Annotated in this window: 22 protein-coding genes and 1 pseudogene; 14 read left to right on the top strand and 9 right to left on the bottom strand. The window is 70.3% G+C overall.

What is annotated here, in order from left to right; translation table 11 throughout:
- Window positions 1–574: pseudogene (locus tag AOK17_RS14715) on the top strand (serine/threonine protein kinase); the annotation flags it as partial.
- 30 nt (window positions 575–604) lie between these two features.
- On the opposite strand, the gene AOK17_RS14710 reads toward AOK17_RS14715, so the two are convergent.
- Window positions 605–1,414 (bottom strand): SGNH/GDSL hydrolase family protein, encoded by an 810-nt coding sequence (locus tag AOK17_RS14710; RefSeq protein WP_055612894.1) that lies wholly within the window; start codon window positions 1,412–1,414, stop codon window positions 605–607.
- A 315-nt stretch (window positions 1,415–1,729) separates the two neighbouring features.
- On the opposite strand from AOK17_RS14710, the gene AOK17_RS14705 reads away from it, so the two are divergent.
- The 7 genes from AOK17_RS14705 to AOK17_RS14675 all read left to right on the top strand — a co-directional run bounded on the left by AOK17_RS14705 (window position 1,730) and on the right by AOK17_RS14675 (window position 11,659).
- A complete protein-coding gene (locus tag AOK17_RS14705; protein WP_055612893.1) occupies window positions 1,730–2,938 on the top strand; it encodes a S8 family peptidase in 1,209 nt (402 codons plus the stop codon).
- A gap of 364 nt (window positions 2,939–3,302) precedes the next feature.
- The gene (locus AOK17_RS14700) at window positions 3,303–3,680 is read left to right on the top strand and encodes a hypothetical protein (protein WP_245697156.1); all 378 of its coding nucleotides are present in this window, start codon (window positions 3,303–3,305) and stop codon (window positions 3,678–3,680) included.
- 1 nt (window position 3,681) lies between these two features.
- A complete protein-coding gene (locus tag AOK17_RS14695) occupies window positions 3,682–4,776 on the top strand; it encodes a GNAT family N-acetyltransferase (RefSeq protein WP_055612891.1) in 1,095 nt (364 codons plus the stop codon).
- A gap of 365 nt (window positions 4,777–5,141) precedes the next feature.
- The gene (locus AOK17_RS14690; protein ID WP_055612890.1) at window positions 5,142–5,960 is read left to right on the top strand and encodes a glycosyltransferase family 2 protein; all 819 of its coding nucleotides are present in this window, start codon (window positions 5,142–5,144) and stop codon (window positions 5,958–5,960) included.
- Window positions 5,957–6,943, top strand: coding sequence for a glycosyltransferase family 2 protein (locus tag AOK17_RS14685; RefSeq protein ID WP_055612889.1), 987 nt, complete (start codon window positions 5,957–5,959; stop codon window positions 6,941–6,943). The genes AOK17_RS14690 and AOK17_RS14685 overlap by 4 nt, the downstream gene beginning before the upstream one ends.
- A complete protein-coding gene (locus AOK17_RS14680) occupies window positions 6,940–7,749 on the top strand; it encodes a polysaccharide deacetylase family protein (protein WP_206190762.1) in 810 nt (269 codons plus the stop codon). Before AOK17_RS14685 ends, AOK17_RS14680 begins: the two co-directional genes overlap by 4 nt.
- Complete coding sequence (locus AOK17_RS14675) at window positions 7,742–11,659, top strand: lipopolysaccharide biosynthesis protein (protein WP_055612888.1); 3,918 nt, start codon at window positions 7,742–7,744, stop codon at window positions 11,657–11,659. The genes AOK17_RS14680 and AOK17_RS14675 overlap by 8 nt, the downstream gene beginning before the upstream one ends.
- Before the next feature lie 120 nt (window positions 11,660–11,779).
- Here AOK17_RS14675 and AOK17_RS14670 read toward each other — a convergent pair whose 3' ends face one another.
- Complete coding sequence (locus AOK17_RS14670) at window positions 11,780–13,201, bottom strand: GH39 family glycosyl hydrolase (RefSeq protein ID WP_055612895.1); 1,422 nt, start codon at window positions 13,199–13,201, stop codon at window positions 11,780–11,782.
- A 288-nt stretch (window positions 13,202–13,489) separates the two neighbouring features.
- Between AOK17_RS14670 and AOK17_RS14665 the strand changes: the two genes are divergently transcribed.
- Window positions 13,490–14,584 carry a DUF5925 domain-containing protein gene (locus AOK17_RS14665; protein WP_055612887.1) on the top strand — a complete coding sequence of 365 codons (1,095 nt, stop codon included), beginning with the start codon at window positions 13,490–13,492 and terminating at the stop codon, window positions 14,582–14,584.
- Window positions 14,585–14,942: 358 nt separating this feature from the next.
- Here the strand turns inward: AOK17_RS14665 and AOK17_RS14660 are convergent, their stop codons facing one another.
- Complete coding sequence (locus AOK17_RS14660; protein WP_206190761.1) at window positions 14,943–15,323, bottom strand: GntR family transcriptional regulator; 381 nt, start codon at window positions 15,321–15,323, stop codon at window positions 14,943–14,945.
- A 71-nt stretch (window positions 15,324–15,394) separates the two neighbouring features.
- Between AOK17_RS14660 and AOK17_RS14655 the strand changes: the two genes are divergently transcribed.
- Both AOK17_RS14655 and AOK17_RS14650 read left to right on the top strand, forming a co-directional pair.
- The gene (locus AOK17_RS14655; RefSeq protein WP_055612885.1) at window positions 15,395–16,315 is read left to right on the top strand and encodes a GNAT family N-acetyltransferase; all 921 of its coding nucleotides are present in this window, start codon (window positions 15,395–15,397) and stop codon (window positions 16,313–16,315) included.
- Entirely contained in the window at window positions 16,296–16,796 is a 501-nt protein-coding gene (locus AOK17_RS14650) for a ribonuclease FAU-1 family protein (protein WP_055612884.1), read from the top strand. Before AOK17_RS14655 ends, AOK17_RS14650 begins: the two co-directional genes overlap by 20 nt.
- Window positions 16,797–16,844: 48 nt before the next feature.
- Here the strand turns inward: AOK17_RS14650 and AOK17_RS14645 are convergent, their stop codons facing one another.
- Window positions 16,845–17,492, bottom strand: coding sequence for a class I SAM-dependent methyltransferase (locus AOK17_RS14645; RefSeq protein WP_079053025.1), 648 nt, complete (start codon window positions 17,490–17,492; stop codon window positions 16,845–16,847).
- A 225-nt stretch (window positions 17,493–17,717) separates the two neighbouring features.
- Here AOK17_RS14645 and AOK17_RS53570 point away from each other — a divergent pair, with 225 nt between their 5' ends.
- Entirely contained in the window at window positions 17,718–17,852 is a 135-nt protein-coding gene (locus AOK17_RS53570) for a hypothetical protein (protein WP_257678067.1), read from the top strand.
- 42 nt (window positions 17,853–17,894) lie between these two features.
- Here the strand turns inward: AOK17_RS53570 and AOK17_RS14640 are convergent, their stop codons facing one another.
- A complete protein-coding gene (locus AOK17_RS14640; RefSeq protein WP_055612882.1) occupies window positions 17,895–18,383 on the bottom strand; it encodes a GNAT family N-acetyltransferase in 489 nt (162 codons plus the stop codon).
- 165 nt (window positions 18,384–18,548) lie between these two features.
- Here AOK17_RS14640 and AOK17_RS14635 point away from each other — a divergent pair, with 165 nt between their 5' ends.
- Window positions 18,549–19,613 carry a lytic polysaccharide monooxygenase auxiliary activity family 9 protein gene (locus AOK17_RS14635; RefSeq protein WP_055612881.1) on the top strand — a complete coding sequence of 355 codons (1,065 nt, stop codon included), beginning with the start codon at window positions 18,549–18,551 and terminating at the stop codon, window positions 19,611–19,613.
- Between the two features lie 89 nt (window positions 19,614–19,702).
- Here the strand turns inward: AOK17_RS14635 and AOK17_RS14630 are convergent, their stop codons facing one another.
- Window positions 19,703–20,581 carry an esterase/lipase family protein gene (locus AOK17_RS14630; protein ID WP_055612880.1) on the bottom strand — a complete coding sequence of 293 codons (879 nt, stop codon included), beginning with the start codon at window positions 20,579–20,581 and terminating at the stop codon, window positions 19,703–19,705.
- Window positions 20,582–20,752: 171 nt separating this feature from the next.
- On the bottom strand, window positions 20,753–21,199 hold the full coding sequence (locus AOK17_RS14625) for a MarR family winged helix-turn-helix transcriptional regulator (protein ID WP_055612879.1): 447 nt from the start codon (window positions 21,197–21,199) through the stop codon (window positions 20,753–20,755).
- A gap of 120 nt (window positions 21,200–21,319) precedes the next feature.
- Here AOK17_RS14625 and AOK17_RS14620 point away from each other — a divergent pair, with 120 nt between their 5' ends.
- Window positions 21,320–21,694 carry a cupin domain-containing protein gene (locus tag AOK17_RS14620; protein ID WP_055612878.1) on the top strand — a complete coding sequence of 125 codons (375 nt, stop codon included), beginning with the start codon at window positions 21,320–21,322 and terminating at the stop codon, window positions 21,692–21,694.
- Window positions 21,695–21,792: 98 nt separating this feature from the next.
- Here the strand turns inward: AOK17_RS14620 and AOK17_RS14615 are convergent, their stop codons facing one another.
- Both AOK17_RS14615 and AOK17_RS14610 read right to left on the bottom strand, forming a co-directional pair.
- A complete protein-coding gene (locus tag AOK17_RS14615) occupies window positions 21,793–22,767 on the bottom strand; it encodes a DNA polymerase Y family protein (protein WP_055612877.1) in 975 nt (324 codons plus the stop codon).
- On the bottom strand, window positions 22,764–23,770 hold a 1,007-nt coding region (locus AOK17_RS14610; protein WP_245697155.1), incomplete at its 5' end, for a helix-hairpin-helix domain-containing protein. The genes AOK17_RS14610 and AOK17_RS14615, both read right to left, overlap by 4 nt.

Raw genomic sequence — 23,770 nt, 5'->3', positions numbered from 1 at the left:
GTCGAGCACCGGCGGCTCGACGGGCGGCGGTGACAACGGCGGGAGCAACGGAAGCAGTGGGGGCGGCACGGACGGCGGCTCGACCACGGAGAGCTCGAGCTCGAACGGGAGCGACGGCGGTTCGACCACCACCGGCGGCCAGACCACCAAGCCGCCGACCCAGTCAGTGAAGGTCACGGTCTCGGGCTCGCACACCGACTACACCGGCGCCTGCCCGCCGCCCGACGCGGAGGCTCCGACCTTCACGGCGACGTTCACGGTGACGGTCGTGCCGGCGGACGTGGAGTACCGCTGGGTGACGGAGACGGGCGAGGTGTCCGACCCGAGCTGGAAGACCCTGTCGTTCCCCGCGAACGGCGGGAAGACCAAGCAGAACACGGTCATCGTGACGACGTACGACGCGTCGGGTACGTACGAGAACAAGATCGGTGTGGAGGTCCGCAGTCCCAAGGAGGCGAAGTCGGAACAGGTGCCCTTCTCGGTGACGTGCGAGACGGAGGCCCCGACGGGCGGGGCCTCCTCCGACGCTCCGCAGGCACTCGCGCCGAACGGAGCGATCAGGCCTCGGCAGTAACCGGCCGAGGCGATCGGGCCTCGGCAGTGATCAGTCCGAGGCGTTGAGGACGGGCAGATAACCACCCGACTGGCCCGAGGCCGTCGGGTGGTACGACTCGCCGATGTTCAGCCAGTTGACGCTGTGCAGCCAGGCGCTGCCGGAGCAGATCTCGTGACCGGTGAACGTGGGGCGTACGTCGCCGAAGGTGAAGCCGTGGTCGGCCGCACGCTTGGCGATGGCGCTGTCCAGGTAGTCGGCGGCGCTGTTGATGGCGGCCCGTTCCGTCTCGGAGAGGCCGGCCAGGCAGCTGCCGCCCAGCTTGTAGAACCGGGGGTAGCCCAGGACGACCACATGGGCGGCCGGGGCCTTCGCGCTGATCGCCGAGTAGACCGAGTCGAGCTTGCCGGGCAGTGTCGAGTCGACGTACGCCTTCGCCGTGTTGATGCGGGCGACACAGGCGCTCTCGGACTGCAGGACGCAGGTCGTCATGACGTCGGAGAAGCCCGCGTCGTTGCCGCCGACGCTGATGGAGACGAGGCCCGTGCCGGAGCCGAGCGGGCCCAGCTGGTTCGCCAGAACATCACCCGTACGAGCGCCCGAGCAGGCCGTGAAACTGAACGACGAGGGTGAATGGGCAGCCGCCCAGAGGTAGGGGTAGGCCTTCGTGCTGCGCTTGCAGTCGCCGCTGGAGCCGATGTAGCTGCCCGCGCCGACACCGGACGAGTAGGAGTCGCCGAGGGCCACATAGCCCGTGGCTGCTGCTTGCTGGGACGCCTGGGCCGTCGTTGCCCCGGTGAGGGCGAAGGCGGTGGCGAGGAGGAGCGAGGTCACGTATGCCGTAAGTCGGGAACGTCTCATGGAACCTCCCTTTAGCAGGATCTCTGCCGTAACTTTCGTAGCAGCTACGCGTGTTGACAGGAAGTGTCCATGCCAAGACTTTTCCGGACCTACCGGGTCCTCCGCTGTGCGTTCACTGTGTGTTCGATTGCGTGTCCATGACAGGCGCGTGACAAAGCGTCAACTCCCTTGAGCTGCACGCGTAGATCGATCACGCTGATGCCTCAACCGGTAGCGGAACGCAACGCTCCTGGTTGTGCGTGCGATCACGCACGCACCCCCCACAGACGTGCGCCCCACCCAGGCGTACGCCGCCTATGAGGAGGACTCCCTCGCATGGCACAGCTGCGTAGCAAGAAGATCCGGATCGCCGCGATAACCTCCGTGGCGACCGCCGCTCTGCTCGGCGCCGTCACCGCGCTTCCCGCCCAGGCCGCACCGGCCGAGGGCCGGGTCCTCGCGGCGGACTCCCCCACCGCCGTCAAGGACAGCTACATCGTCACGCTGAAGAAGGGCGTGGACTTCAAGGCCTCGTCGACCGAGGGCAAGGGTCTGATCAAGGAGTACGGCGGCACGGTCAAGAAGACGTTCGGCGCCGCGCTGAACGGCTACACGGCGACCCTGTCCGCGGCCGAGGCCAAGAGACTGGCCGCCGACCCGTCGGTGGCCGTGGTCGAGCAGAACCAGACGGTGCACGTCACCGACACCACCCAGTCCAACGCCCCCTGGGGCCTGGACCGCTCCGACCAGGCGGCACTGCCGCTCTCCGGCACGTACACCTACCCGGACACGGCGGGCAGCGGCGTGACGGCGTACGTCATCGACACCGGCGTGCGCATCACGCACTCGCAGATCAGCGGCCGGGCCAGCTACGGCTACGACGCCGTGGACGGCGACACCGTCGCCTCGGACGGCAACGGTCACGGCACGCATGTCGCCACGACCATCGCCGGCTCGACCTACGGCATCGCCAAGAAGGCGAACATCGTGGCGGTCCGCGTGCTCGACAACGCGGGCTCCGGCACCACCGCCGGCGTCATCGCGGGCATCAACTGGGTGACCCAGAACCACAGCGGTCCCTCGGTCGCCAACATGTCGCTCGGCGGCGGCGCGTCCACCACGCTGGACACCGCGGTGGCCAACTCCATCGCGAGCGGCGTGACCTACGCGGTCGCGGCGGGCAACAGCAGCGCCAACGCCTCCTCGTACTCCCCGGCCCGCGTCGCGACGGCGATCACGGTCGGCGCCACCACCAGCACGGACGCCAAGGCGAGCTACTCCAACTTCGGCTCGATCCTCGACATCTTCGCCCCCGGTTCGTCGATCACGGCGGGCTGGTACACCAGCGACACAGCGACGAACACCATCTCCGGTACGTCGATGGCCACCCCGCACGTCGCGGGCGCAGCCGCCGTCTACCTGGCGGGCCACACCTCGGCCACCCCGGCCCAGGTATCCACCGCCCTCGTCAACGGCGCCACCACCGGCGTAGTAACCAGCCCCGGCACGGGTTCCCCGAACCGCCTCCTGAAGATCGTCCCGTAATGACGTACGCAGTTCCCCGCGCCCCCATCAAAGGGCGCGGGGAACTGCGCATTCTTTTGGCGGAGGAGCGGCTGCACCCTTGGCGGCACGGCCCAGCCCTCAGGGGCGCGGGGAACTGCGCAATCTTTTAGCTTCTAGGGGCGCGAGGCTCTGACATTTGCGGCTCCGCCGCGGGGCGCGACCAGCCACAACCTCCCCGCAGCCAAACATCAACGGCCCCCTCGTCTTGACGCCCCGGGCCGGACTGGGCCACATTGAAGCCCGGCATCCGGCGCGTCGGGGGGCAAAGTCGCCAATGCAGACCTTACGCATACGTATCAAGCCATCTCCATCGGACCCATCCCCATCGGGTGGTGAAGAGCGGTTGGACCAGGATCCGGGGAGGGACCTGCTCCCCCTGCTCGCGGGCGCCGCCGTGGCCATCGCCGGCGTCGGAGCCGTGCTGGCCCTGACCGACATGGACTCACCCCTGCGCGCCCCGTTCGCGCTCTTCTTCCTGCTGGCCGCTCCGGGAACCGCGGTAGGAATCGCCCTGCGCGGCATGGAACCGTTCGGCCGCACCGTGGCGTCCCTGTCAGCAGCAGTAGCTCTCAACCTCCTGGTCGCCCAAGGCATGCTCGCGGTGCACCGGTGGTCGGTCCGTGGCGGAATCGCGGCCGTGGCCGCGCTCAGCTCCCTCATTCTCCTGCTGGTCCTGGTACGGCGGTTCCGTGGCCGTACGGTGAGAAGACGGGCATCCTGACGTGAACATCAGCGTGTACCGCCCCGGCGAACTCACCGCCGCCGACCGGGCGGCGTGGTCGGCCCTTCAGTCGAAGGCCCATCTGCACGGCGCGCCGGAACTCGCCAACCCGTTCCTGTCACCGGAGTTCACCCTCGCCGTCGGACGCTGCCGACGCGGCGTACGGATCGCCGTAGTCCGGGAGGGCGGCGAACCCGTGGCCTTCTTCCCGTTCCAGAGAACCACCACCGGCGTCGGCCGGGCCGTCGGCCTCGGTGTCTCCGACTGCCAGGGCCTCGTCCACGGGCCCGGCTTCACCTGGGACTCAAGGGAACTGCTGCGGGCCTGCGGGCTCGCGGTGTGGGAGTTCGACCACCTGGTGGAAGGCCAGGAGCCGTTCGAGGCCGAGGCCTCCGGCACCTTCCCCTCCCCGGTCATGGACGTCGACCGGGGGTACGAGACGTATCTCGCCGAACTGCGGGCCCGGTCACCGAAGTTCACCCGGACCACGCTGGCCAAGGACCGCAAGCTCGGCCGCGATCACGGCGAGGTCCGCTATGTGCACGACGAACGTGATCCCAAGGCGCTGCTCACCCTGATGGGATGGAAGTCGGCGCAGTACCGCAGGACCGGGCGCAGCGACCGCTTCGCGCAGCCGTGGATCACCCGGCTGACGCACCAGCTCTTCCACACCCGTTCCGAGTCGTTCGCCGGAACTCTGTCGGTGCTCTACGCGGGCGGCAAGCCGGTCGCCGCGCACTTCGGACTGCGTTCGGAGCGCGTCCTGGCGTGCTGGTTCCCCGCGTACGACCCGGCGTTCTCCAAATACTCCCCGGGCCTTGTCCTGCATTTGCGCATGGCCGAGGCGGCTGCCGCCGACGGCATCGCCTATCTGGATCTCGGCCGGGGGCAGAAGGAATACAAGGATTCCCTGAAGACACGCGAACTCGCCGTGTCCGAGGGGTTGGTCACGCGCCGCCATCCCGTGGCGCTCGGACACCGGGCGCGGCGCGCCCCGGTCCGGGCGCTGCGCAACGCGGTGCTGTCTCGGCCGGAGCTGTTCGAGCCGGCCGACAAAGCGCTCAAACGGATGGGAAAAATCCGCTCGGGCCGTTAGGTAACGTCCAAACCAACAAAAACGTGAGGCCACGTTCCAGGTCTTGCCATATCGTCTCAATCATCAATACCGTCGTACATCCACCCGCATCGGACCATCATGCACATGCGATTCAGGGGAGGGCTCAGGATCGCGACGAGGGCCCGGCGCGGGGCGCGGTAGGGGGGTGCCGTGCTCGGTGACCGCTTTTGTGCCGAGTGCCGCCGCGCGACCGACCCAGCCAGTCGGCCAGCTTTGCCAGCTCACCCGGCTTGCACGGAGATCGATTTCGGCATGCCGTAAGTGACAAAACCCCCCTTTCGAACCGGACAAAATGCCGGACCGCCCAGGGGCGGGCGGTCCACCGGACGAGAGGGATCAGACTCATGAGTTCTGTTGTGCGCCCGGCGGTTTCGGGCCAAGATCCGCTCACAGCCAACAAGTACCGGCCCATATCGACTCACCTGGCCATAGCGCCTCCGGTGAGCGTCGTGATTCCCGCCATGAACGAGGCGGAGAATCTCCCGTACGTCTTCAAGACATTGCCGGGATGGATCCACGAAGTGGTTCTCGTCGACGGCAATTCCACCGACAACACCGTCGAGGTCGCCCGCGAACTGTGGCCCGACGTCAAGGTCGTCAAGCAGGTGGGCAAGGGCAAGGGAGATGCCCTGATCACCGGGTTCGCGGCCTCCACCGGCGACATCATCGTCATGGTCGACGCGGACGGCTCGGCCGACGGCCACGAGATCGTCAGCTATGTCTCCGCGCTGGTCTCCGGGGCGGACTTCGCGAAGGGGTCGCGGTTCGCCAACGGCGGCGGCACGGACGACATGACGCCGATCCGCAAGCTCGGCAACTGGGCGCTGTGCACGGCCGTCAACCGAAAGTTCGGCGCCCGCTACACCGACCTCTGCTACGGCTACAACGCCTTCTGGCGGCACTGCCTCGACAAGATCGACCTCGACTGCACCGGCTTCGAGGTGGAGACCCTGATGAACATCCGGGTGGTCAAGGCGGGGCTCAAGGTCCAGGAGATACCGAGCCACGAGTACCTCCGGATCCACGGCTCCAGCAACCTGCGCGCCGTGCGGGACGGGCTGCGGGTGCTCAAGGTGATCCTCAAGGAGCGCTCCAACCGGCGCTCGCTGCGCCGTCGTCCGCACGCCGTGGCACTCAACTCCGGGCCGGGAGAGGTGTCTTGAGAACCCTGGACATCTCCGTGGTGGTCTGCGTCTACACCGAGGACCGCTGGGAGGACATCCTCGCGGCGGTCGACTCGGTACGGGCGCAGTCCAGGCCGGCCCTGGAGACGCTCCTGGTGGTGGACCACAACCAGGCGCTCCTGGACCGGCTGTCGAAGGAGTACAAGGAGACCGAAGGGGTTCGGGTGCTCGCCAACGCGGGCCCCCGGGGCCTCTCCGCGGGCCGCAACACCGGCATCGCCGCCTCGTACGGCGACGTCATCGCCTTCCTCGACGACGACGCGGTGGCCGAGCGCGACTGGCTGCTCCACTTCGCCGAGGGGTACGAGGATCCGCTGGTCATGGCCGTCGGCGGCCGTACGATGCCGATCTGGGCGTCGGGCCGCCGGCCGGCCTGGTTCCCCGAGGAGTTCGACTGGGTCGTGGGCTGCACGTACAAGGGCCTGCCGCCCGGCCGGGTCCAGGTGCGCAACGTGCTCGGCGGCAACGCCTCGTTCCGGCGCAGCGCCTTCGACGCGGCGGGCGGCTTCGCGACCGGCATCGGACGCGACGGCGACAAACGTCCGCTGGGCTGCGAGGAGACGGAGCTGTGCATCCGCCTCACCCACGCCCGGCCGGACGCGGTCCTGCTGATCGACGACCGTGCGGTGATCCACCACCGGGTGCCCGAGGCACGCGAGCACTTCGCGTACTTCCGTACGCGTACCTATGCCGAGGGTCTGTCGAAGGCGCTGGTCGCGCGGAGTGTGGGCGCCGACAAGGGCCTTGAGTCCGAGCGCCGCTACACCACGCGCGTACTGCCCGCCGGGGTCGCGCGCGGGCTGCGCGACGCGCTGCTCGCCCGCCCCGGCGGCGCGGGCCGGGCGGCCGCCATCGTGACCGGAGTGGTGACGGCGGCGGGCGGGTACGTACTCGGCAGCGTCCGGGCACGCAGGGGTGGGGCCACGTTCTCGGTCGTTCAGATCGAGGGGGCGAAGCCATGAGTGACCCGCACGATGCGCGCGTGCCGATTCTCATGTACCACTCCGTCGCGACCGCGCCGAACGACGCGACCCGTGAGCTGTCCGTGGCGCCCGAGGCGTTCACCGAGCAGATGGCGCTCCTCGGCGACCTGGGGTTCACGCCGGTCGACACCGCCGCCCTGGCGGAGTGCTGGCGTGCGTCGAAGCCGCTGCCGAGGCGGCCGGTGCTGATCACGTTCGACGACGGCTACGAGGGCGTGCACCGGCACGCGCTGCCCGTGCTCGCCGAGCACGGTTTCGCGGCCACGCTGTTCGTGTCGACGGGCTGGCTGCGCGGCGCGTACGACACCGGGGGCGCCCTCGACGAGATGCTCGACTGGGACCAGGTGCGCGCGCTCGCGGGCGCGGACGTCGAGATCGGCGGCCACAGCCATACGCATCCGCAGCTGGACCAGCTGACCGACGAGGCCCTCTGGTTCGAGCTGCTCCGCTGCCGGGAGATCGTCGCCGACGAACTGGGCGTGCGCCCGGCGTCGTTCGCGTACCCGTACGGCTACTCCAGCGGCCGGGTGCGCCGGATCGTGCGCGAGGCCGGGTTCGCCCAGGCGCTCGCCGTCGGCAACAGCCTCGCGCGGCGCCGCCAGGGGCCGTACGCGCTGCGGCGGGTCACCGTGCGCCGCAGCACCGGTATCGAGGAGTTCGGGCGGCTCGTGGAGGGCCGCGCGATCGCCCGTACCTTCGCCAGGGACCGGGCCCTCACCAAGGGGTACGCCATGGTCCGCAGAGCACGACAGGTTCGCCGGAAGGCCATCCGTTCCCGTGTCTGACACGACCACGGCCCAGGCCGACACTCCCACGCCCGAGGCACCCGAGCGGTCCGGGCGCCGCCTTCGTCTGCCCGGCCTCGGCCGGTCGTCCGGAGGCAGCCCGCTGTTCCGGAACGCCTACGCCCTGATGCTGAACACCGGGATCTCCGCCGTGCTGGGGCTGGGCTTCTGGCTGGCCGCCGCCCGGTACTACTCCGAGTCCGCGGTCGGCCAGGGCTCCGCCGCGATCGCCGCGATGAAGCTCCTCGCGGGGCTCACCGCGGTGACACTGACGGGCGCCCTCGCCCGCTTCATCCCGGTCGCGGGACGGGGCACCGGACGGCTGATCTTCCGTACGTACGCGGGCAGTTCGGTGGTCGTGGCGCTGGCCGCTGGCCTCTTCCTGCTCACGCTGAACCTCTGGGGTTCCTCGTACCGCTTCCTGCACAGCCCACTGATCGCCGTCGGTTTCGTCCTGGCCGTCGTCGCCTGGTCGGTGCTGACGCTCCAGGACGGGGTGCTGACCGGGCTGCGCAGCGCGCTGTGGGTGCCGGTCGGCAACACCGTGTTCTCGGCGGTGAAGCTGGTGCTGCTGGTGGCGTTCGCCGCGGCGATCCCGACCATGGGTGTCTTCGTTTCGTGGGTCGCGGCCATCGCGGTGTCCGTGCTGCCGCTGGGCTGGCTGGTGTTCCGCCGCCTGGTGCCGCGGCATGTGAAGGCGACCGCGGAGCACGCCGAGCCGCCCACCACGAGGGAGATCGGGCGGTTCCTCGCGGGCGACTACACGGGCTCGCTGTTCTCGCTCGCCGTGGTGTACCTCGTCCCGGTGATCGTGGCCGCGCAGGTCAGTTCCACCGACAACGCGTACTTCTACATCACCACGACCATCGGCGGCACGGTCAATCTGCTCGCCATCAACATGGGCGCCTCACTGACCGTCGAGGGCTCGCACGACCCGGCGCGGCTGGCCGCGAACACCCGGGCCGCGCTGCGCCGGATGGCGCGGATCATGCTGCCGGTGGCCGCGGTGCTGTTCTTCGGGGCGCCCTGGATCCTCGGTGTGTTCGGCCAGGGGTACGCGGACGCGGCGACGCCGCTGCTGCGGTGGTTCGCGGTCGGCGCGGTGCTGCGGGTCGTCATGGAGACGTACTTCGCGGTGCTGCGCGCCCAGAGCCGCACCTCCGGACTCGCCTGGCTGCAGGGCCTGTTGTGCCTGCTGGTGCTCGGGCTGACGGTGATCCTGCTGCCCCGCATGGGCCTGACCGGGGCGGGCGTGGCGGAGATCTCCAGCCTCGCGGTCATCGTGGCGCTCGCCGCGCCGAGGCTGTACCGGATCGTCAGGACCGCGCCGGCCGACGCCGTGCCCGAGGACGCGGCGCCCGACGGCGACCTGGCGGACCTGGGCGCCCGCGAGGTGCCCGCGTCGCAGCAGGACAAGCCGAAGAAGGGACGCGGCCCGGCCTGGGCGCAGCGGCTCGACACGGACACGCTGGCGCTCGGAGTGCAGCTGGACTTCGACCACCTGGAGCGGCGGCCTGACGTACGGCCCGGTCCGGGGACCCCGCCCGTCGGGACGCCGAAGGTCGAACGGCCGGAGCGCCGCAGCGAGCCGCGTCCCGACCACCGGCCGACCTGGGCGCTCAAGGCGCCCCTCCAACTGCCCCCCGCTCGCGTGGAGGTGGGCCTGCCCGTCGAGGAACGGGAACCCGGCTCCGAGACCTCCCTCGGCCCGTCCGAGGTCGAGGTGGACGCCCCCTTCGAGCCGTCGGAGGGCAGGTCCGGTGACGAGTCGGAGGGCGTACGCGAGCAGCGCTCTTCGCAGCTCGCACGTGAGACGGGTGGTCATGGCACGGACGGGCGTGGGACGGGCGGGCAGTCCGGACCGACCGCGCCGCCGGTGTCCTGGTGGGAGCGGCTGCGGCCGACCCGGCTCGGGGTGGTGCTCGGCTGTCTGCTGACGGCCGCACTGGTCCTGTACTGGGTGCCCGCGGCCGGACTCGGGGAGCGCGATCTCGACCGGATGGGCGGGCTCGGCCTGGTCTCGGTGCTGCCGACGCCGACGCTGGTCGGGGCCGGTCTGCTGGTCACGGTCTTCGCCTCGCTGCTCTGGCTGGGCCGTGAGCACCGGGCCCTGCTGCTGGTCACGCTGCTGGCCACCGTGGTGTCGCTGCACGCGTTGCCCGCGGTCATCGAGACCGAGCCGCGGTTCGCGACGGCCTGGCAGCACCTCGGGTTCATCGACTACATCGACCGGACCGGGTCCGCCGTGCCCGACCTGGACGCGCGCTGGAGCTGGCCGGGCTTCTTCGCCGGGGCCGCGTTCGTCGCGAAGGCCTGCGGGGTCACCGACCTCACCGAGGTCATCCGCTGGTGGCCGACGGCCATACAACTCCTCTATCTGGCACCGCTGTTCCTGCTCGTACGCCATATGCGCGCGAGCTGGCGGGCCAAGTGGACCGGCATCTGGATCTTCGTGCTCAGCGGCTGGGTGGGCCAGGACTACTTCTCGCCGCAGGGCTTCACGTACCTCCTCTATCTCGTCTTCGTGGCGATCCTGCTGGTGTGGTTCCGGGCGCCGCGGGTGCTGTGGACGAAGGCGCGGCCCGGTGAGCTGGAGGTCGAGCCGACCGACCGGCGCCAACGGGCCGTACTGCTCATGGTGTTGATCGGGCTGTTCATGGCGACCGTCCCGGCGCACCAGCTCACGCCGTTCGTGATGCTGGGCGTCCTCGCGGTCCTGGTCCTGATCGGCCGCTCCGAACTGCGCGGCCTGCCCATCCTGTTCGCCGTCGTGGTCTCCGTGTGGATCGGCTTCCTCGCCGAGCCGTACTGGTCGGGGCACTTCGACGAGCTGTTCGGCGGGGTCGGCGGCGTGGGCAGCAATGTGTCCTCGTCGGTCTCCGGCCGTATCGGGGAAGGCAGTTCGTCCCACAAACTCGTGCTGTACGCGCGTGTGGTGCTGGCCGGCGGTGTGATGGCGCTGGCCTGCTGGGGCTGGTGGCGGCGGCGCGACCACAAGTACCGCGAGCGCTCGCTGCTGGTCCTCACGTTCGTCCCGTTCCTGGGCTTCGGCATGCAGTCGTACGGCGGCGAAATGGCGCTGCGCGTCTTCATGTTCGCCCTACCGGGGGCGGCCCTGCTCGCCGCACTGGCCCTCTTCCCGCGCACCGGTGTCACCGCGAAGGAACGGGACAAGGACCGGGTGAGCCTCGCCCCGCTCGCCGCGCTGATGGCGGGTCTCGTCCTGATGGGCGGCTTCCTGGTGGCCCGCTGGGGCAACGAGCCGTTCGAGCGGATCCGGCCGGGCGAGGTCGCCGGCATGGAGTACGTGTACGCCCACGACAAGCCGACCGTACGGCTGCTCTGGCTCAGCGACGACACGGTCAACAACGTGACGCCCGCGATGCCCTGGGGCGCGCGGGACATGGAGAAGGTGGAGTACCTGCCGACGCTGGCGCCGCCCGATCCGGTCCTGGTGTCGGGCCTGGTCAAGTCCCTCAAGGACGCGGGCCCGAACTCGTTCCTCATGGTCAACCGCAGCCAGGTGACCTACCTCCAGCTGGACGTGGGCTACTCCAAGACCTGGGACACCCGGCTCGTCCATAACCTCGACGCCCGGCCGGAGCTCCGCAAGACGTTCGCCAACGACGACGTGACGATCTACGCGCTGCGCAAACAGCCGGACGGCAAGGTACCTCAGCCCGATCCCGGTCCGATCGGCCCCCAGGTGACCTGGACGCCCTGGTCGGTCGTCGGAGGCCTCGCCGCGATCGCCCTGATCATCCTGCTGACGACCCGCGAGGTGGTACGGGTGGCCGTACGGCCCAGCGTGCGGCAACTGCAGTGGCTCCAGGGCAGTTTCTGGTTCTCGCTGCCGTTGCTGGCGGTGCTGCTGGCTTCGCTGATACAGAGATTCCTGACGATGGCCTGAGGGAGGGAGAGGTGGCGCGCCCTGACATAGGGCGCGCCATTTAGGGGCGCGGGGAACTGCGCGACAAGCCACAACGAACCCGCAGCTTCAAAACGACACCGGCCCCCTCCCCGCGGAGCGCTACCGGCGAAGCCACTTCACTTCGTACGCTCCCATCTCGAACTGCTTCCCGTCGATCTTCGCGCTGATCTCCCGGTCGAGGGTGTTCACGACGAGGAGGGCCTTGTCGTCGGCGAGGACCCGTACGTTGGGCTTGTCGTCCGCGGCGACGGAGACCTGTTCGTACTTGGTGCCCGGCGGGAACTCCTTGTCGAAGCGGGAGATGAGGTCGAGCATGGACAACGCCTTGCCGCCGCCGGCGCGGTCGGTCGGGGTCCACAGGCAGCCGGGGCAGGTGGCGCCCTTCTCGGTCTCCGGGTTCCAGTAGAAGGCGGAGGTCGTGCCGCCGCGGGCCATCGCGATCAGGCCCGAGGCCTGTACGGCGACGCGGTGCGGCTCGGACCAGCCGTCGCGGATGTCGTCGCCGTCGGCGGGCTCCACGTAGTACTCGGCCCACCACAGCGGCAGGTCACCGGTCTGCTCTCGCACCCACCGGCTGACGGCCGTGAACTTGTCGGTGGCCCCGAACTCGTCCGGCAGCAGGTCGTCGTCCTTGGTGTAGCTGGACCCGTCGACGACGACGAAGTCCGCGCCGGCCTTGTGCTTGTTCCAGTACTCGAAGGCGTCGAGGATCCGCTGGTCCATGGTGCCCCAGCTGCCCTTCAGCGTCGTCGACGCGTTCTCCTTCTGGCGCGGGTCGAGGCTGTCCATCACCAGATAGGGCCCGCCGACCTCGATGTCCTTGTCGACCTTCTTGAGCGCCTTGTACACGAGGTTGTAGAGCTCGGTGTAGCCCTCGTAGTCCCAGCGGGCCTCGGCGTCGTTCCAGAAACCCTTGAACTCGTTCCAGACGATGAAGTGCCGTACGTCCGGGTAGCGCTTGGCGACGGTCGCGGCGAGGGCGGCGTAGTCCTTGTAGTGGGCGCGGTCCGGTGCCGTCTCCAGTGCCGCCTGGCTCCAGTCGGTCTTGTCGGAGCCGGGTGTGCCGCCCTTCATCCAGTCCGGGGCGCAGCACAGCGTGACGACCGGTGTGCCGCCCGTCTCCCGGACGAAGTCGATCCGGCGGTCCATGTCCTCGAAGTCGTACCGCCCCTTGACCGGCTCGGGGTTGTCCGCGCCCCAGCCCATGATGTGCTGGATCTGCGGCAGGGGCTGCTTGCCGAGGCGCTTCTCCACCCGCTTCGTGGCGGCGCCGCTGCCCTCGTCGGCGCTGAACTGGGTGTGGGTGAAGCCCCAGCCCACCTCGGGCCTCGGTTCCGACTGGGGAACGGCCGGTGTGCCGTGCACCTTGTCACCGTCGCGGGTCGTGCCGGCCTCGCTTCCCGCGTCGCCGGGAAGGGTGTGGATCAGGGTCAGCACCAGGGCCAGAGCGGCCACGCCCACACCGAGCAGAGCGGTGAACCGCCACCGCCGAGCCCCCGAATTCCACCCATGACGTCCCATCAAGGGCAACAGTAACGGCGGGGGTCAGCGGTAGAACAGGTTCCGTCGACCACAGCCCTGTAACAGGACGGAAGGGATACACAGGGGATGCACAGGGCCTCGGGGACCGGGCGTCGGCAACGACGGCTTTCTCGCTGGCCGGCACGCAGTCACACGTTTCCCTCCGGCGCGCGCCTCCCGTATGCCGCTCCCGTACGCGCCCTCCCGTATGCCCCTCCGATATGCCCCCTTCGATGCGCAACGCGGAAACCGGATGCACGGGTCGCCCACGTGACGGATCATGGCGGCATGTCTGCCAACCCACACGACGCTCTGCCGATCCGGCTCAACGTCGACGACAGCGACTCACCGTCGGACGTCGTCGACGCGCTGTTCCTCGGCCGCTTCGCGACGGGCGAGCAGCCGCACTCGCACTCGGTGAACATCGACCGCGTACGGTCCGGGGCCACGCTGCTCCCTCCTGAGGCGCAGGTGCTGCGGTCCGCACGCGACGACGACCGCAGCGCGACCCTCGCCGAGGGGGACGGCTGGACGGTGCTGGTGTCGCGCTGGAACCGGGGCGCCGACATCACCGTCACCGCGACCAGCGCCGAGCTCGCCGAGAAGGTGCTCGGCCAGGCAACGGACGGCGCGGCCGACGAGCCCGAACCCCAGCCGGAGAACGTGACGATGGGGTTCTGGTACGTGTCGCCCCGCCGCGGACCGCACCGCACGACCCGCCAGATCTCGGCGGGTACGTGGGAAGAGGTGCGCGCCAACTACACCGCGCCCGTGGCGGACGCGATGGACGGCCTGATGAAGACGACGCCCGAGGACATCGCGGGCCGCCTGCTGTTGCTGCACGGTCCGCCGGGCACGGGCAAGACGTCGGCGCTGCGGACGCTGGCGCGTTCGTGGCGGGACTGGTGCCAGGTGGACTGTGTGCTGGACCCGGAGCGGCTCTTCTCCGACGTCGGCTATCTGATGGACATCGCGATCGGCGAGGAGGACGGCACGGGCAAGGGCCGCTGGCGGCTGCTGTTGCTGGAGGACTGCGACGAGCTGATCCGCGGCGAGGCCAAGCACACGGCGGGCCAGGCGCTCTCCCGCCTCCTGAACCTCACGGACGGCCTGCTGGGCCAGGGCCGCAACGTCCTGGTGGGCGTCACCACCAACGAGGACCTGGAGCGCCTGCACCCCGCCGTCGTGCGCCCCGGCCGCTGCCTGGCCCGTATCGAGGTCGGCCCGCTCACCCGCCGCGAGTCCGCCGCCTGGCTCGGCACGGAGGAGGGCCTCCCCCGGGACGGCGCCACCCTCGCCGAGCTCTACGCCCTGCGCCGGGGCACCTCCCCGACCTCGGTCCCGGACCAACGAGAGGGCGCGGACGCGGGTTTGTATCTGTAAGGCGTGCGGCCCGGCACGACGGATCCGGGCGCTCCCGAACCCGACACCCGACGGGGCCACCTGACCCCCTTGCCCACGCCGCCACCCCTCCGACCGGCTGACCGCCGGCCGCAGCCGCACCACGCCAACTCCGCACACCGGGGCGCCCCCTTCAGGGACGCGGGGCTGTGTCGATGTGCGGCTCCGCCGCGTGGGCGCGACCAGCCACGGCGGCCCCGCAGACAGCAAACGACCGGCAGCATTCCAGGGCGGCTCCAACGCCAACGCCAACGCCAATCGTCAGCCGCAGCCGCTGGCGCCAAGCCAGCGCCAACTGCCAGCCGCCACCCGCCCGCCGCCAGCTGTCGTCCGTCAGCTGTCAGCCGGACGCCCCGTACGCCGCGCGCAGCGCGTCCCGGGCCGCGGCGAGGGCGGCGGCCTCGGACAGCCCGAGCCGCCGTGCGCGATCGGCGTAGGCCTGTGCGGCGGACGCGGCTTCCCGGTCCGCCGCCGAGCCCGCGGCAGCGACGAACGTTCCGTTGCGCCCCCGCGTCTCGATGACCCCGTCCGACTCAAGAGCCCGGTACGCCTTGGCGACCGTGTTGGCGGCGAGGCCGAGCTCCTCGGCCAGCCCCCGTACGGTCGGCAGCCGGTAGCCCACCGGCAGCGCCCCGGCCCGCGCCTGTTCGGAAATCTGGGCGCGCACCTGCTCGTAGGGCGCGATCCCCGCGTCGTCCTCGATGTCGATCTTCAGCGTCACGCAGTGATTGTCCCGCACCGGCGGGAAAATGAGAGGCACCCGGCCTCACCGCCCACGTAGCGTGCGACGTCATGACTGTGATCGTCCGCGACTTCCGCGCGGGAGACGCCGAGGGCTTCGCCCGTATCCGGCACCTGGCGCTCCCCTTCATACTCTCCACCCCCGAGGCCATCACCTACGACGCCGCGAACGCCCACCCCGACGCCCACTTCCAGCCGCTGGTCGCGGAGGAGGACGGCGAACTCGTCGGCACGGCCCAGGTCGGCATCGTGTACGACAGCCCACAGCCCGGCCAGGGCTATCTGAACGTGTACGTGCACCCGGACCGCCAGGGCCGGGGCGCGGGCTCGCTGCTCGTGAGGACCGCCGAGGAGCGCCTCGCCGCCCTGGACGTGACCAGGGTCTTCGTCCGGGTCGTGGACGAGCCGGCGAACCGCGCCTTCGCGGAGAGGCGCGGCTACCTCCCCCGCCGCTCCGCGCACTTCCTCCGCCTGGACCTGGCGACGTGCACACTGCCGCCGCGCCAGGAGCCGCCCGCGAACGTCGAACTGCGCACGGCCGCGGACTTCGCCGACGATCCCCGCCCGCTGTTCGACCTGGACGCGGAGACGCTGGCGGACGAACCGAGCGACATCGCCCATGAGTTCACGGACTACGAGGCCTGGCTGAAGGAGACCTGGCACCACCCCCTCCTCAGCCATGAACTGACCTCGGTCGCGGTCGTCGACGGCCGCCCCGCGGCGTTCAGCGCCGCCCGCACCGACGGCGGCACCCGCTACGGCACCGTGATGACCGGCACGGCCCGGGCCCACCGCGGCCGAGGCCTCGCCAAGCTCGCCAAGAACGACTCCCTGCACCGCGCCCGAGCCGCCGGCTTCACGGAGGCGTTCACGGCTAACGACGCGGGCAACGAACCGATGCTCGCGGTCAACAAGTGGTTCGGCTACGAGATCTGCGCCACGGAGGTGCAACATGTCCGCGAACTCGCCTGACTCCTCTCCCCAGTTGGACATCGTCCTGGTCAAAGCGGGCCGCACGAAGATCCGTTACCCGGCCGAGCTGCTGCACGACGACGGCACCCACGTGACCGTCCGAGCGGCCTGGGCCGGTGACGGAGTCCGCGACTTCGGCTTCGTACGCTTCGAACCGGGTGACGTCTTCACCGAGCACTACTGGCGCGACCGCTGGTACGCGGTGAAGGAGGTCCGTGGTCCCGAGGGCGTGCTGAAGGGCTGGTACTGCGACATCACCCGCCCGGCCTCCGTCTCCGAGGGCGAGCTGGTCGTCGAGGACCTCGACCTCGACCTGTGGCGCTCCGCCGACGGCACGGCCGTACTGCGGCTGGACGAGGACGAGTTCGCGGAGAGCGGTCTGGAGACCACCGATCCGCAGGCAGCGGCTGCCGCCCGGTCGGCCCTGGACGAGCTCGAACTCCGCGCCCGTGACGGCGACTTCGAGGCGCTTCTGGCATAGGCCCGCCCCATCCCGGACACCTCCGCCCGCAGCCTCGCCCGGCATCGCTCAGGGCAAGGCCACCACCGCGTACCGCTCGTCCTCCACCTCTCGTCCCCACAGCAGCGGGTCGTCCGACAGCGGCTCCACGCGGACGTCCTCCGCGAGGGGTGCGAGCAGTCCGGTCAGCCGACCGACGGAGATGCCGACCGGGCTCACCGTCCCCCAGACGCCCTCTATGAGCACGAGCCGTCCGCCGGGGCGGAGCAGTCCGCACCAGTGCCGCAGGACGCGGCCGGGATCGGGCAGCGTCCACAGCACATGGCGGACGAGGACGACGTCGAAGCGCTGCTCCCCGACCGGCGGGGCCGCCGCGTCCCCGACCAGGAACGCCGCGTCCCGCCCGGCCAGCTTGGCGCGGGCGAGGTCGACCATGCGCAGCGAGGAGTCGACCCCGGTGACCCGGTGCCGCTGCTCGGACGCGAGGAGCGACAGGCTGCCGGTGCCGCAGCCCAGATCGAGCACATCGGCCGGACCGCGCGGCAGCCAGCCGCGCAGCCTGGCCGCCCAGGCCTCGCGCACGGCGGGATCCCGCAGTCCGTGGTCGGGCTCGTCGTCGAACGTCGCGGACTCGGCGTCCCAGTCGACACCGGACCGCTCTCCGCCGCTCTTCACTTCTTCGGCCTTCACTTCTTCGCCGGCGCTGTTACTCGTCATGTGCCCAGAGTGACACCCGGCACTGACAACGGTCCGACACCGGGCCCGCGGCAGAACTACGCCGTACCTGTGTCCGAACTGCGCGGAACCTCCAGTTGTCCGGCATGTGGACTCACAGGTGAAACGTGACTACCGCCACTGACAAGCGGGCACCGATGAGTCACTCTCCCCGGAACGGTCTACCTCCGTACAAACGCGGAACCCGGTAGATGCAAGGAGGCAGCCATGCGCCGTGTAACCGTGCAGAAGCCCCTGAGGAAGTCGGACTCCCGTCGCGTGCGGGACGACGCGGACGAGCGCCCCGCCGAGCGCCCCGAGGTCCGAAAGGACATCGCACGCACGTGGTGGCCGGACGGCTGAGCCGTCACGGCGCCAGGAGTAGTCACGGCGCGAGGAGCCCCGTCACGGCGCCAGTCTCTTGCGGTAGTGGAGGCGGTCGTACGGCCCGTCCACGCGGCGCTCCACGAGTTCGTACCCGTACTTCGGGTAGATCTTCTGGTTCTCCCACATCAGCGCGTTCGTGTAGAGCCTGACCTCGGGCAGTCCGAGCGCACGCGCGTGTGCGTCCACGAAGGCCAGGAGCCGGCGGCCCACACCCTGCCCATGGGCGTCCGGGTGGACGGCGATGCTGTCGAGGAACAGATGGTCCTCGTGCGCCTCGATCACCACGAGTCCGGTCACGGGCTCCCCCGTGACGAACACCCGCCCCGCGGCGACGTCGGCCGCGTGGTCCGCCTCCATGGGCCGAGGGACCACCCTGATGCGCTCGATGTAGGGGCGGTAGGCCGCGTCGGTCACGGCCTTCACGGCAGCCGTGTCGGAGGCGACGGCGGGGCGGATCCGAGCCTCGTACGGAGTGTCCGCCGGGGCGCCTTCCGGAGTCTTCGTCATGGCCGGAACGGTACCTACCTGATCGCAGTCTCAGCACCCCCTTAAGCGGACCATAAGGATCGCCCTCACCCCCTCCCAGCAGGCGATTTTGCGGTTTCTAGGGGCTAGCTTGCTGATCGCCCCCAGGCATCACAAGCACCCCGGATCCGCTTCGAGGAGTTCCCCATGTCCGCTCGCCGCAAGGCCACCCGCACCCGCCTCGCCACGGTCGCCGCCGTCGGCGTCGCCCCGCTCGCCCTCACCGGTCTTGCCGCCGCCCCGGCGGTCGCGCACGGCTCGATGACGGACCCGGTGAGCAGGGTCGCGGGCTGCTTCGCGGAGGGTCCGGAGAACCCGAGGTCCGCCGCGTGCAAGGCGGCGGTCGCGGCCGGCGGCACACAGGCCCTCTACGACTGGAACGGCGTCAACATCGCGAACGCAGCCGGGAAGTCGAAGGAGATCATCCCCGACGGAAAGCTGTGCAGCGCGGGCAACGACAAGTTCAAGGGCCTCGACCTGGCCCGCGCCGACTGGCCGGCCTCCCGGCTGACCTCGGGCAACCGCACCTTCCGCTACAAGGGAACGGCCCCGCACAAGGGCTCGTTCGAGCTGTACGTCACCAAGGACGGCTACGACCCGGCGAAGCCCCTGAAGTGGTCGGACCTGGAGTCCAAGCCCTTCCTCAAGGTCACCGACCCGCGGATGGAGAGCGGCGACTACATCTTCGACGGCGTCGTCCCGGTCAAGTCGGGCCGCCACCTCATCTATTCGATCTGGCAGCGCTCGGACTCCCCGGAGGCGTTCTACACCTGCTCCGACGTCGTGTTCGGGGAGGGCGGGAGCGGAAGTGGGGGCGGCGCCGGGGCCTCCACGGCCCCGACCGCGTCGGCACCGTCCGACCAGGAGATCGAGGACGGCACCGACGAGTCGTCCGTGGAGCACGGCGGTCACGGCGACGACGACCCGAAGACCCAGGCCACGGCCACGGCAGCCGCGGACACCGCCTCGGATTCCGGTTCCGGCACCGACTCCGCCACGGAATCCGCCGAGGCGGCGGGCCCCTCCGGGACGACGGACGACTCCGCGAGCGACGCCGAGCCCGCCGGCGGTTCGGAGAACCTCGCCGAGACCGGCGGTTCGAACACCACTCCGTACGTCGCGATCGGTGGGGCGACCGCCCTGGCGCTCGGCGCGGCGGCGCTGTTCGCGTCGGTTCGTCGCCGTGCGGTGGGTGGCCGCCACAGCCGATAACCCCGTAAGGAGGCGCGGGGCCGTATCGATGTGCGGCTCCGCCGCGTGGGCGCGACCCGCCACGGTCGGCCCGCAGTTCCCCTCCTGCGCTAGCCGATCACCGACAGGCAGGTCGTCGGGGTGGCATGCGCCGGATCAAGGGCGTTCGCCACCTCGTGGAAGGCGATCCGGTCGATGAGCCCGATCGCCGCGTGTTCGGAGAGGTCGACCGCACACAGGTCCTGGATCAGAACATTGCGTACGTTCGGACCGTCGAGGTACTGCGAGCGGTACGGCGTGACGACCTCGTCGTACTTGGTGGCGATGACCGTGTAGCGGACACCGGGGACGGTGTCGCCGCCCGCGTTGAGCTTGGTCAGGAAGGCCGATCCGGCCACCTGGTCGGCGAGGGCGGGGGTGGCGGTGGAGAGCAGGTCGGCCGCGCCGGGGAAGTGGTCGAGCAGTTGGGCGAGTCCGTTCAGCGTGGTGCCGTGGTTGTCGGGGGCGATCCCGACGAGGGCGTTCACCTTGGCGGCTCCGCCGAGGAACTTCAGATAGTGGCGGGGCATCATGCCGCCCTGCGAGTGGCCGACGAGGTCGGCCTTGGCCGCACCGGTCGCGGTCAGCACTTTGTCGACGAAGGTCTTGAGCTGCTCCGCCGACTTGTCGATGGGGCCGAGGCCGTTGAAGAACGGCACGCCGGGCAGCTGCCCGTAGTCGAGGGCGAAGACGCAGTAGTCGCGGTTCACGAGGTAGGGCGCGAGGCCCAGCCAGTTGTCGACGGAGTTGGCGAAGGTGCCGTGGACGAGGACGACGGGCCGCGGGTGGGCGGCGGACGGCTTGCAGGAGTAGTCGTTCCAGCCACGGCTCGGCGCGGCCTCGGCCTGATCGGTGGCGGCGGTAGCGACGGTCGTGGTCGGGACTACGGTGACCGCGGCGGTCAGCAGCAGCACGGTCAGGGGTCTGAGCAGGCGTTTCCAGGGCAGCATCGAGTGATCTCCTTGCGGCTCAAGGGAGTTGCGATGGCGTACGCCCTGTGATCCGGATCACGAGGATGCTGTTCTTTTGCCAAGTTACGAGTGAGTAGTAGAAGTGTGAAGTTACGCGTCAGTAAAAACTTCCGGTGCTAACCGGGAGCACTGACACGTGCCATGGAACCGTCACCAGGCGGGCCTGATGGGACCGTAGGGCGCAATGCGCAGCAAACGGTCACGCAACGCCCGGACTTCACCCTCACCAAGCAGTTCGACCCAGGGGCCGACAGCCTCCGCCGCCGCTTCCTCGGCAGCCCGCGTGCAGGCCCAGCCCTGCTCGGTCAGTACGACCAGCCGGGCGCGCGCGTCGGCGGGGTGCGGGCGGCGCTCGGCGTACCCCTTGCGGACGATCTCGTCGACAAGTTGACTCGCGGCCTGCTTGGTCACACCCAGATGTGCGGCCAGCTCCGTGACCGTCGCCCCGCCGGGCGCGAGCCGCGCGAACGCGAACCCGTGCGCGGGCCGAACCCCCTCGAACCCGCGGGCGACGACACCCTCGTGGATGCGCTGAGTGAGCTCACCGGCGACGGCGAGCAGGGCGGCGGACAGGGCCATGGCCTCGGAGTTCTGCACGCACGCATTGAAACACCCTTGACTAATTGGTCAAGCAGCTTGACCATGGATGCATATAGTCAAGCAGCTTGACCATTCACCACCGCTACTCACCACCACCATTCACCGCTGGAGGCAGCCGTGCCCGTAGTCCGCTCGTCCGAAGCCGTCGTCCACGAGATCCACGGCGCGCGCTTCGTCTCGTACGCCACTCCCCTCAGCGGGAGCAAGGAACTGTGCGCCTGGCGGGGCGAGATCCCCGCGGGCACGAAGGCACCGGCGCACACCGTCAACCGGGAGGAGATCTTCCATCTCCTGTCCGGCGAACTGCTGATGACCCTCGACGGCCGCACCGAGCGGATCGCCGCGGGCGACACGGTGATCATCAACCCCGGCTCGACGCTCGCCGTGGAGAACCCGACCGAGGAGACCGCGATCTCCTGGGTCACCACGTCCATAGGCCTCCAGGCGGAACTGGCGGACGGCACGGTCATCACTCCGCCGTGGGCCAACTGACCGCAGGGGTCAGGGTTGTCCGAAGCCGCAGGTCCGTCGTGGCTGGTCGCGCAGTTCCCCGCGCCCCTTTTGGCGCGCGCCCCCTGCCTGGGAAACGGTTACGCCACCAGCGACCCCGGCATCACCGCCCGCGGCCCGAACTTCGCCCGGACCCGGTCCGCCACCTCCTCCACCCGCCGGACCTTCTCGTCCACCGGGTCGAAGGTGAGCTGGTAGGAGGCCTGTTGGGCAGGGTCAAGGCCCTCGGCGCGCAGGACGATGCCGCGGACCCGGGCCCGCTGCAGCCCGAGCGCCTCGTACATGCGGTACGCGGCGTCGGTGAGCGACGAGGAGTGGGCGGTCGGCTCGGGGAGGGTGCGGCTGCGGGTCGTGGTGGAGCGGTCGGCGTAGCGGACGGTGAGGGTGAGGGTGCGGCACACCTGCTCCAGGGCGCGCAGCCGGGAGCCCAGCTCCTCGGCGGCGGAGAGCAGGGCGCGCCGGTGCAGGTCCGGGTCCAACTCGTCGCGCGGGAAGGGACGTTCGGCGGCGAGTGACCGGGAGACGGCGTTCGGTACGACCCGGCCGCGGTCGATACCTTGCGCCATCTCGTGCAGTTCGCGGCCCATGCGGGCGCTGGTGAGCCGCTGCAGTGTGGACAGAGGTGCGGCGGCCACCTTGCCGACGCTGTCCAGGCCGTACTCGCACAGGGTGCGGGCGGTGGCGGTGCCGACTCCGGGCAGCGCCCGCACGGGCTGTTCTTCCAGGAACTCCGCGAGGGCGCAGGGGTCTTCGGGTACCACGTGGGTCGTTCCGGGGGCGGCTTCCCGCAGGGCCATCCGTGCGAACATCGGCCCGGGTCCGGCCCCGATCACACAGTCGACGCCGTGCCAGGCGAGCGCCCGTACCCGGATCAGCGAGGCCAGTTCCTCGACGTCCCGCTTGAAGTACCGTTCGGCGCCCCGCAGATCGGCCAGCGCTCCGTCGGGCGGCAGCGCCTCGATGACGGGGGTGAACTCCTCCAGCGTGCCGAGGAGCCCGGGCAGGGCGGCCTCGCTCGTCGGAGGCAGCTGGAAACGTACGCAGAGGATGGTCATCCCGCACTCCCCGGGCTCTGGTGCCACAACTTCTTTCCACCGGCGGGCCCTTCGCCCGCCGGGCGCAGATCGGCCCACGGATGCATTTCGTATCCCGTGGGCATCTGGATTCGACGGCCGCCCGTCGGATCTCCCGTGTCCCGCGAACCGCCCTCGGCCCCGCTCTCGGACCCGCCCTCGGCCCCGTCCTCCCCCTGCGGTTCGGCCAGTCGCAGGGCCACTCCGTCCAGGCCTTCCTCGCGCCGCAGTTCCACCAGGTCGGCGAGGTTCCAGGCGGCGGCCCCGACCACGCTGAGGCTGCGCGGGCCGCGCCGCTGCACGACTCCGCGTACGAGCAGGAGCCAGGAGTGGAAGACGGTGTGCGCGCACGCGTCGTGGGAGTCGTCGAAGAAGGCGAGGTCGACCAGGCCCGTGCCGTCGTCCAGGGTGGTGAAGATGACCCGCTTGCCGGAGCGGATCGGCGGGGTCTGGGTGGCCGCCTTGGCGCCCGCGACCAGGACCGTCTCACCGTGCCGTGCCGCCCGCAGCCGGCGCGCGGTGACCACGCCCAGCTCGTCCAGGAACGCCCGGTGATCGTCCATCAGATTGCGTGAGGCGTCCATGGAGAGCACACCCAGCTCGGCGCTGAGCCGCTCCGCCGAGGAGAGGTCGGGCAGCCCGGCCGGTGCGGTCTTCTGACCACCGGCCAGCGGAAGTTGGTCCCCGCGACCACCGCGCGCTCCCCGGTGCAGCTCGGTCAAGTGCAGTTGCAGATCACGGCGGTTGGCCCCGAAGGCGTCCAATGCCCCGACCTGTGCCAGTCGTTGGGCAAGTGGCCTGCTCGGCCTGGCCCGTTCCCAGAAGTCGAGCAGCGAGGCGTACGGCTGCCCGTCCGCGATCCGTACCGCCTCGGCCTCGCTGATGCCGTGCACGTCGGAGAGGGCGAGCCGCACGCCCCAGGCCTTCCCGGAGCCCCTGGGGATCCTCCCGGCCGCTCCCCCGAACCCCCCGGCCCCCTCGAACC

The sequence above is a fragment of the Streptomyces phaeochromogenes genome (genome assembly GCF_001418655.1).
In the GTDB taxonomy this organism is placed as follows: Bacteria; Actinomycetota; Actinomycetes; order Streptomycetales; family Streptomycetaceae; genus Streptomyces; species Streptomyces phaeochromogenes.
The sequence above is the reverse complement of the archived record's forward strand: the minus strand, read 5'-3'. Positions and strand labels throughout refer to the sequence as shown.

Bases quoted from the DNA above. Each gene is read 5' to 3' on its own strand.
- AOK17_RS14710 (WP_055612894.1), bottom strand. From the start codon at position 1,414: ATGAGACGTTCCCGACTTACGGCATACGTGACCTCGCTCCTCCTCGCC.
- AOK17_RS14705 (WP_055612893.1), top strand. From the start codon at position 1,730: ATGGCACAGCTGCGTAGCAAGAAGATCCGGATCGCCGCGATAACCTCC.
- AOK17_RS14690 (WP_055612890.1), top strand. From the start codon at position 5,142: ATGAGTTCTGTTGTGCGCCCGGCGGTTTCGGGCCAAGATCCGCTCACA.
- AOK17_RS14680 (WP_206190762.1), top strand. From the start codon at position 6,940: ATGAGTGACCCGCACGATGCGCGCGTGCCGATTCTCATGTACCACTCC.
- AOK17_RS14670 (WP_055612895.1), bottom strand. From the start codon at position 13,201: ATGGGACGTCATGGGTGGAATTCGGGGGCTCGGCGGTGGCGGTTCACC.
- AOK17_RS14665 (WP_055612887.1), top strand. From the start codon at position 13,490: ATGTCTGCCAACCCACACGACGCTCTGCCGATCCGGCTCAACGTCGAC.
- AOK17_RS14655 (WP_055612885.1), top strand. From the start codon at position 15,395: ATGACTGTGATCGTCCGCGACTTCCGCGCGGGAGACGCCGAGGGCTTC.
- AOK17_RS14650 (WP_055612884.1), top strand. From the start codon at position 16,296: ATGTCCGCGAACTCGCCTGACTCCTCTCCCCAGTTGGACATCGTCCTG.
- AOK17_RS14645 (WP_079053025.1), bottom strand. From the start codon at position 17,492: ATGACGAGTAACAGCGCCGGCGAAGAAGTGAAGGCCGAAGAAGTGAAG.
- AOK17_RS53570 (WP_257678067.1), top strand. From the start codon at position 17,718: ATGCGCCGTGTAACCGTGCAGAAGCCCCTGAGGAAGTCGGACTCCCGT.
- AOK17_RS14640 (WP_055612882.1), bottom strand. From the start codon at position 18,383: ATGACGAAGACTCCGGAAGGCGCCCCGGCGGACACTCCGTACGAGGCT.
- AOK17_RS14635 (WP_055612881.1), top strand. From the start codon at position 18,549: ATGTCCGCTCGCCGCAAGGCCACCCGCACCCGCCTCGCCACGGTCGCC.
- AOK17_RS14630 (WP_055612880.1), bottom strand. From the start codon at position 20,581: ATGCTGCCCTGGAAACGCCTGCTCAGACCCCTGACCGTGCTGCTGCTG.
- AOK17_RS14615 (WP_055612877.1), bottom strand. From the start codon at position 22,767: ATGACCATCCTCTGCGTACGTTTCCAGCTGCCTCCGACGAGCGAGGCC.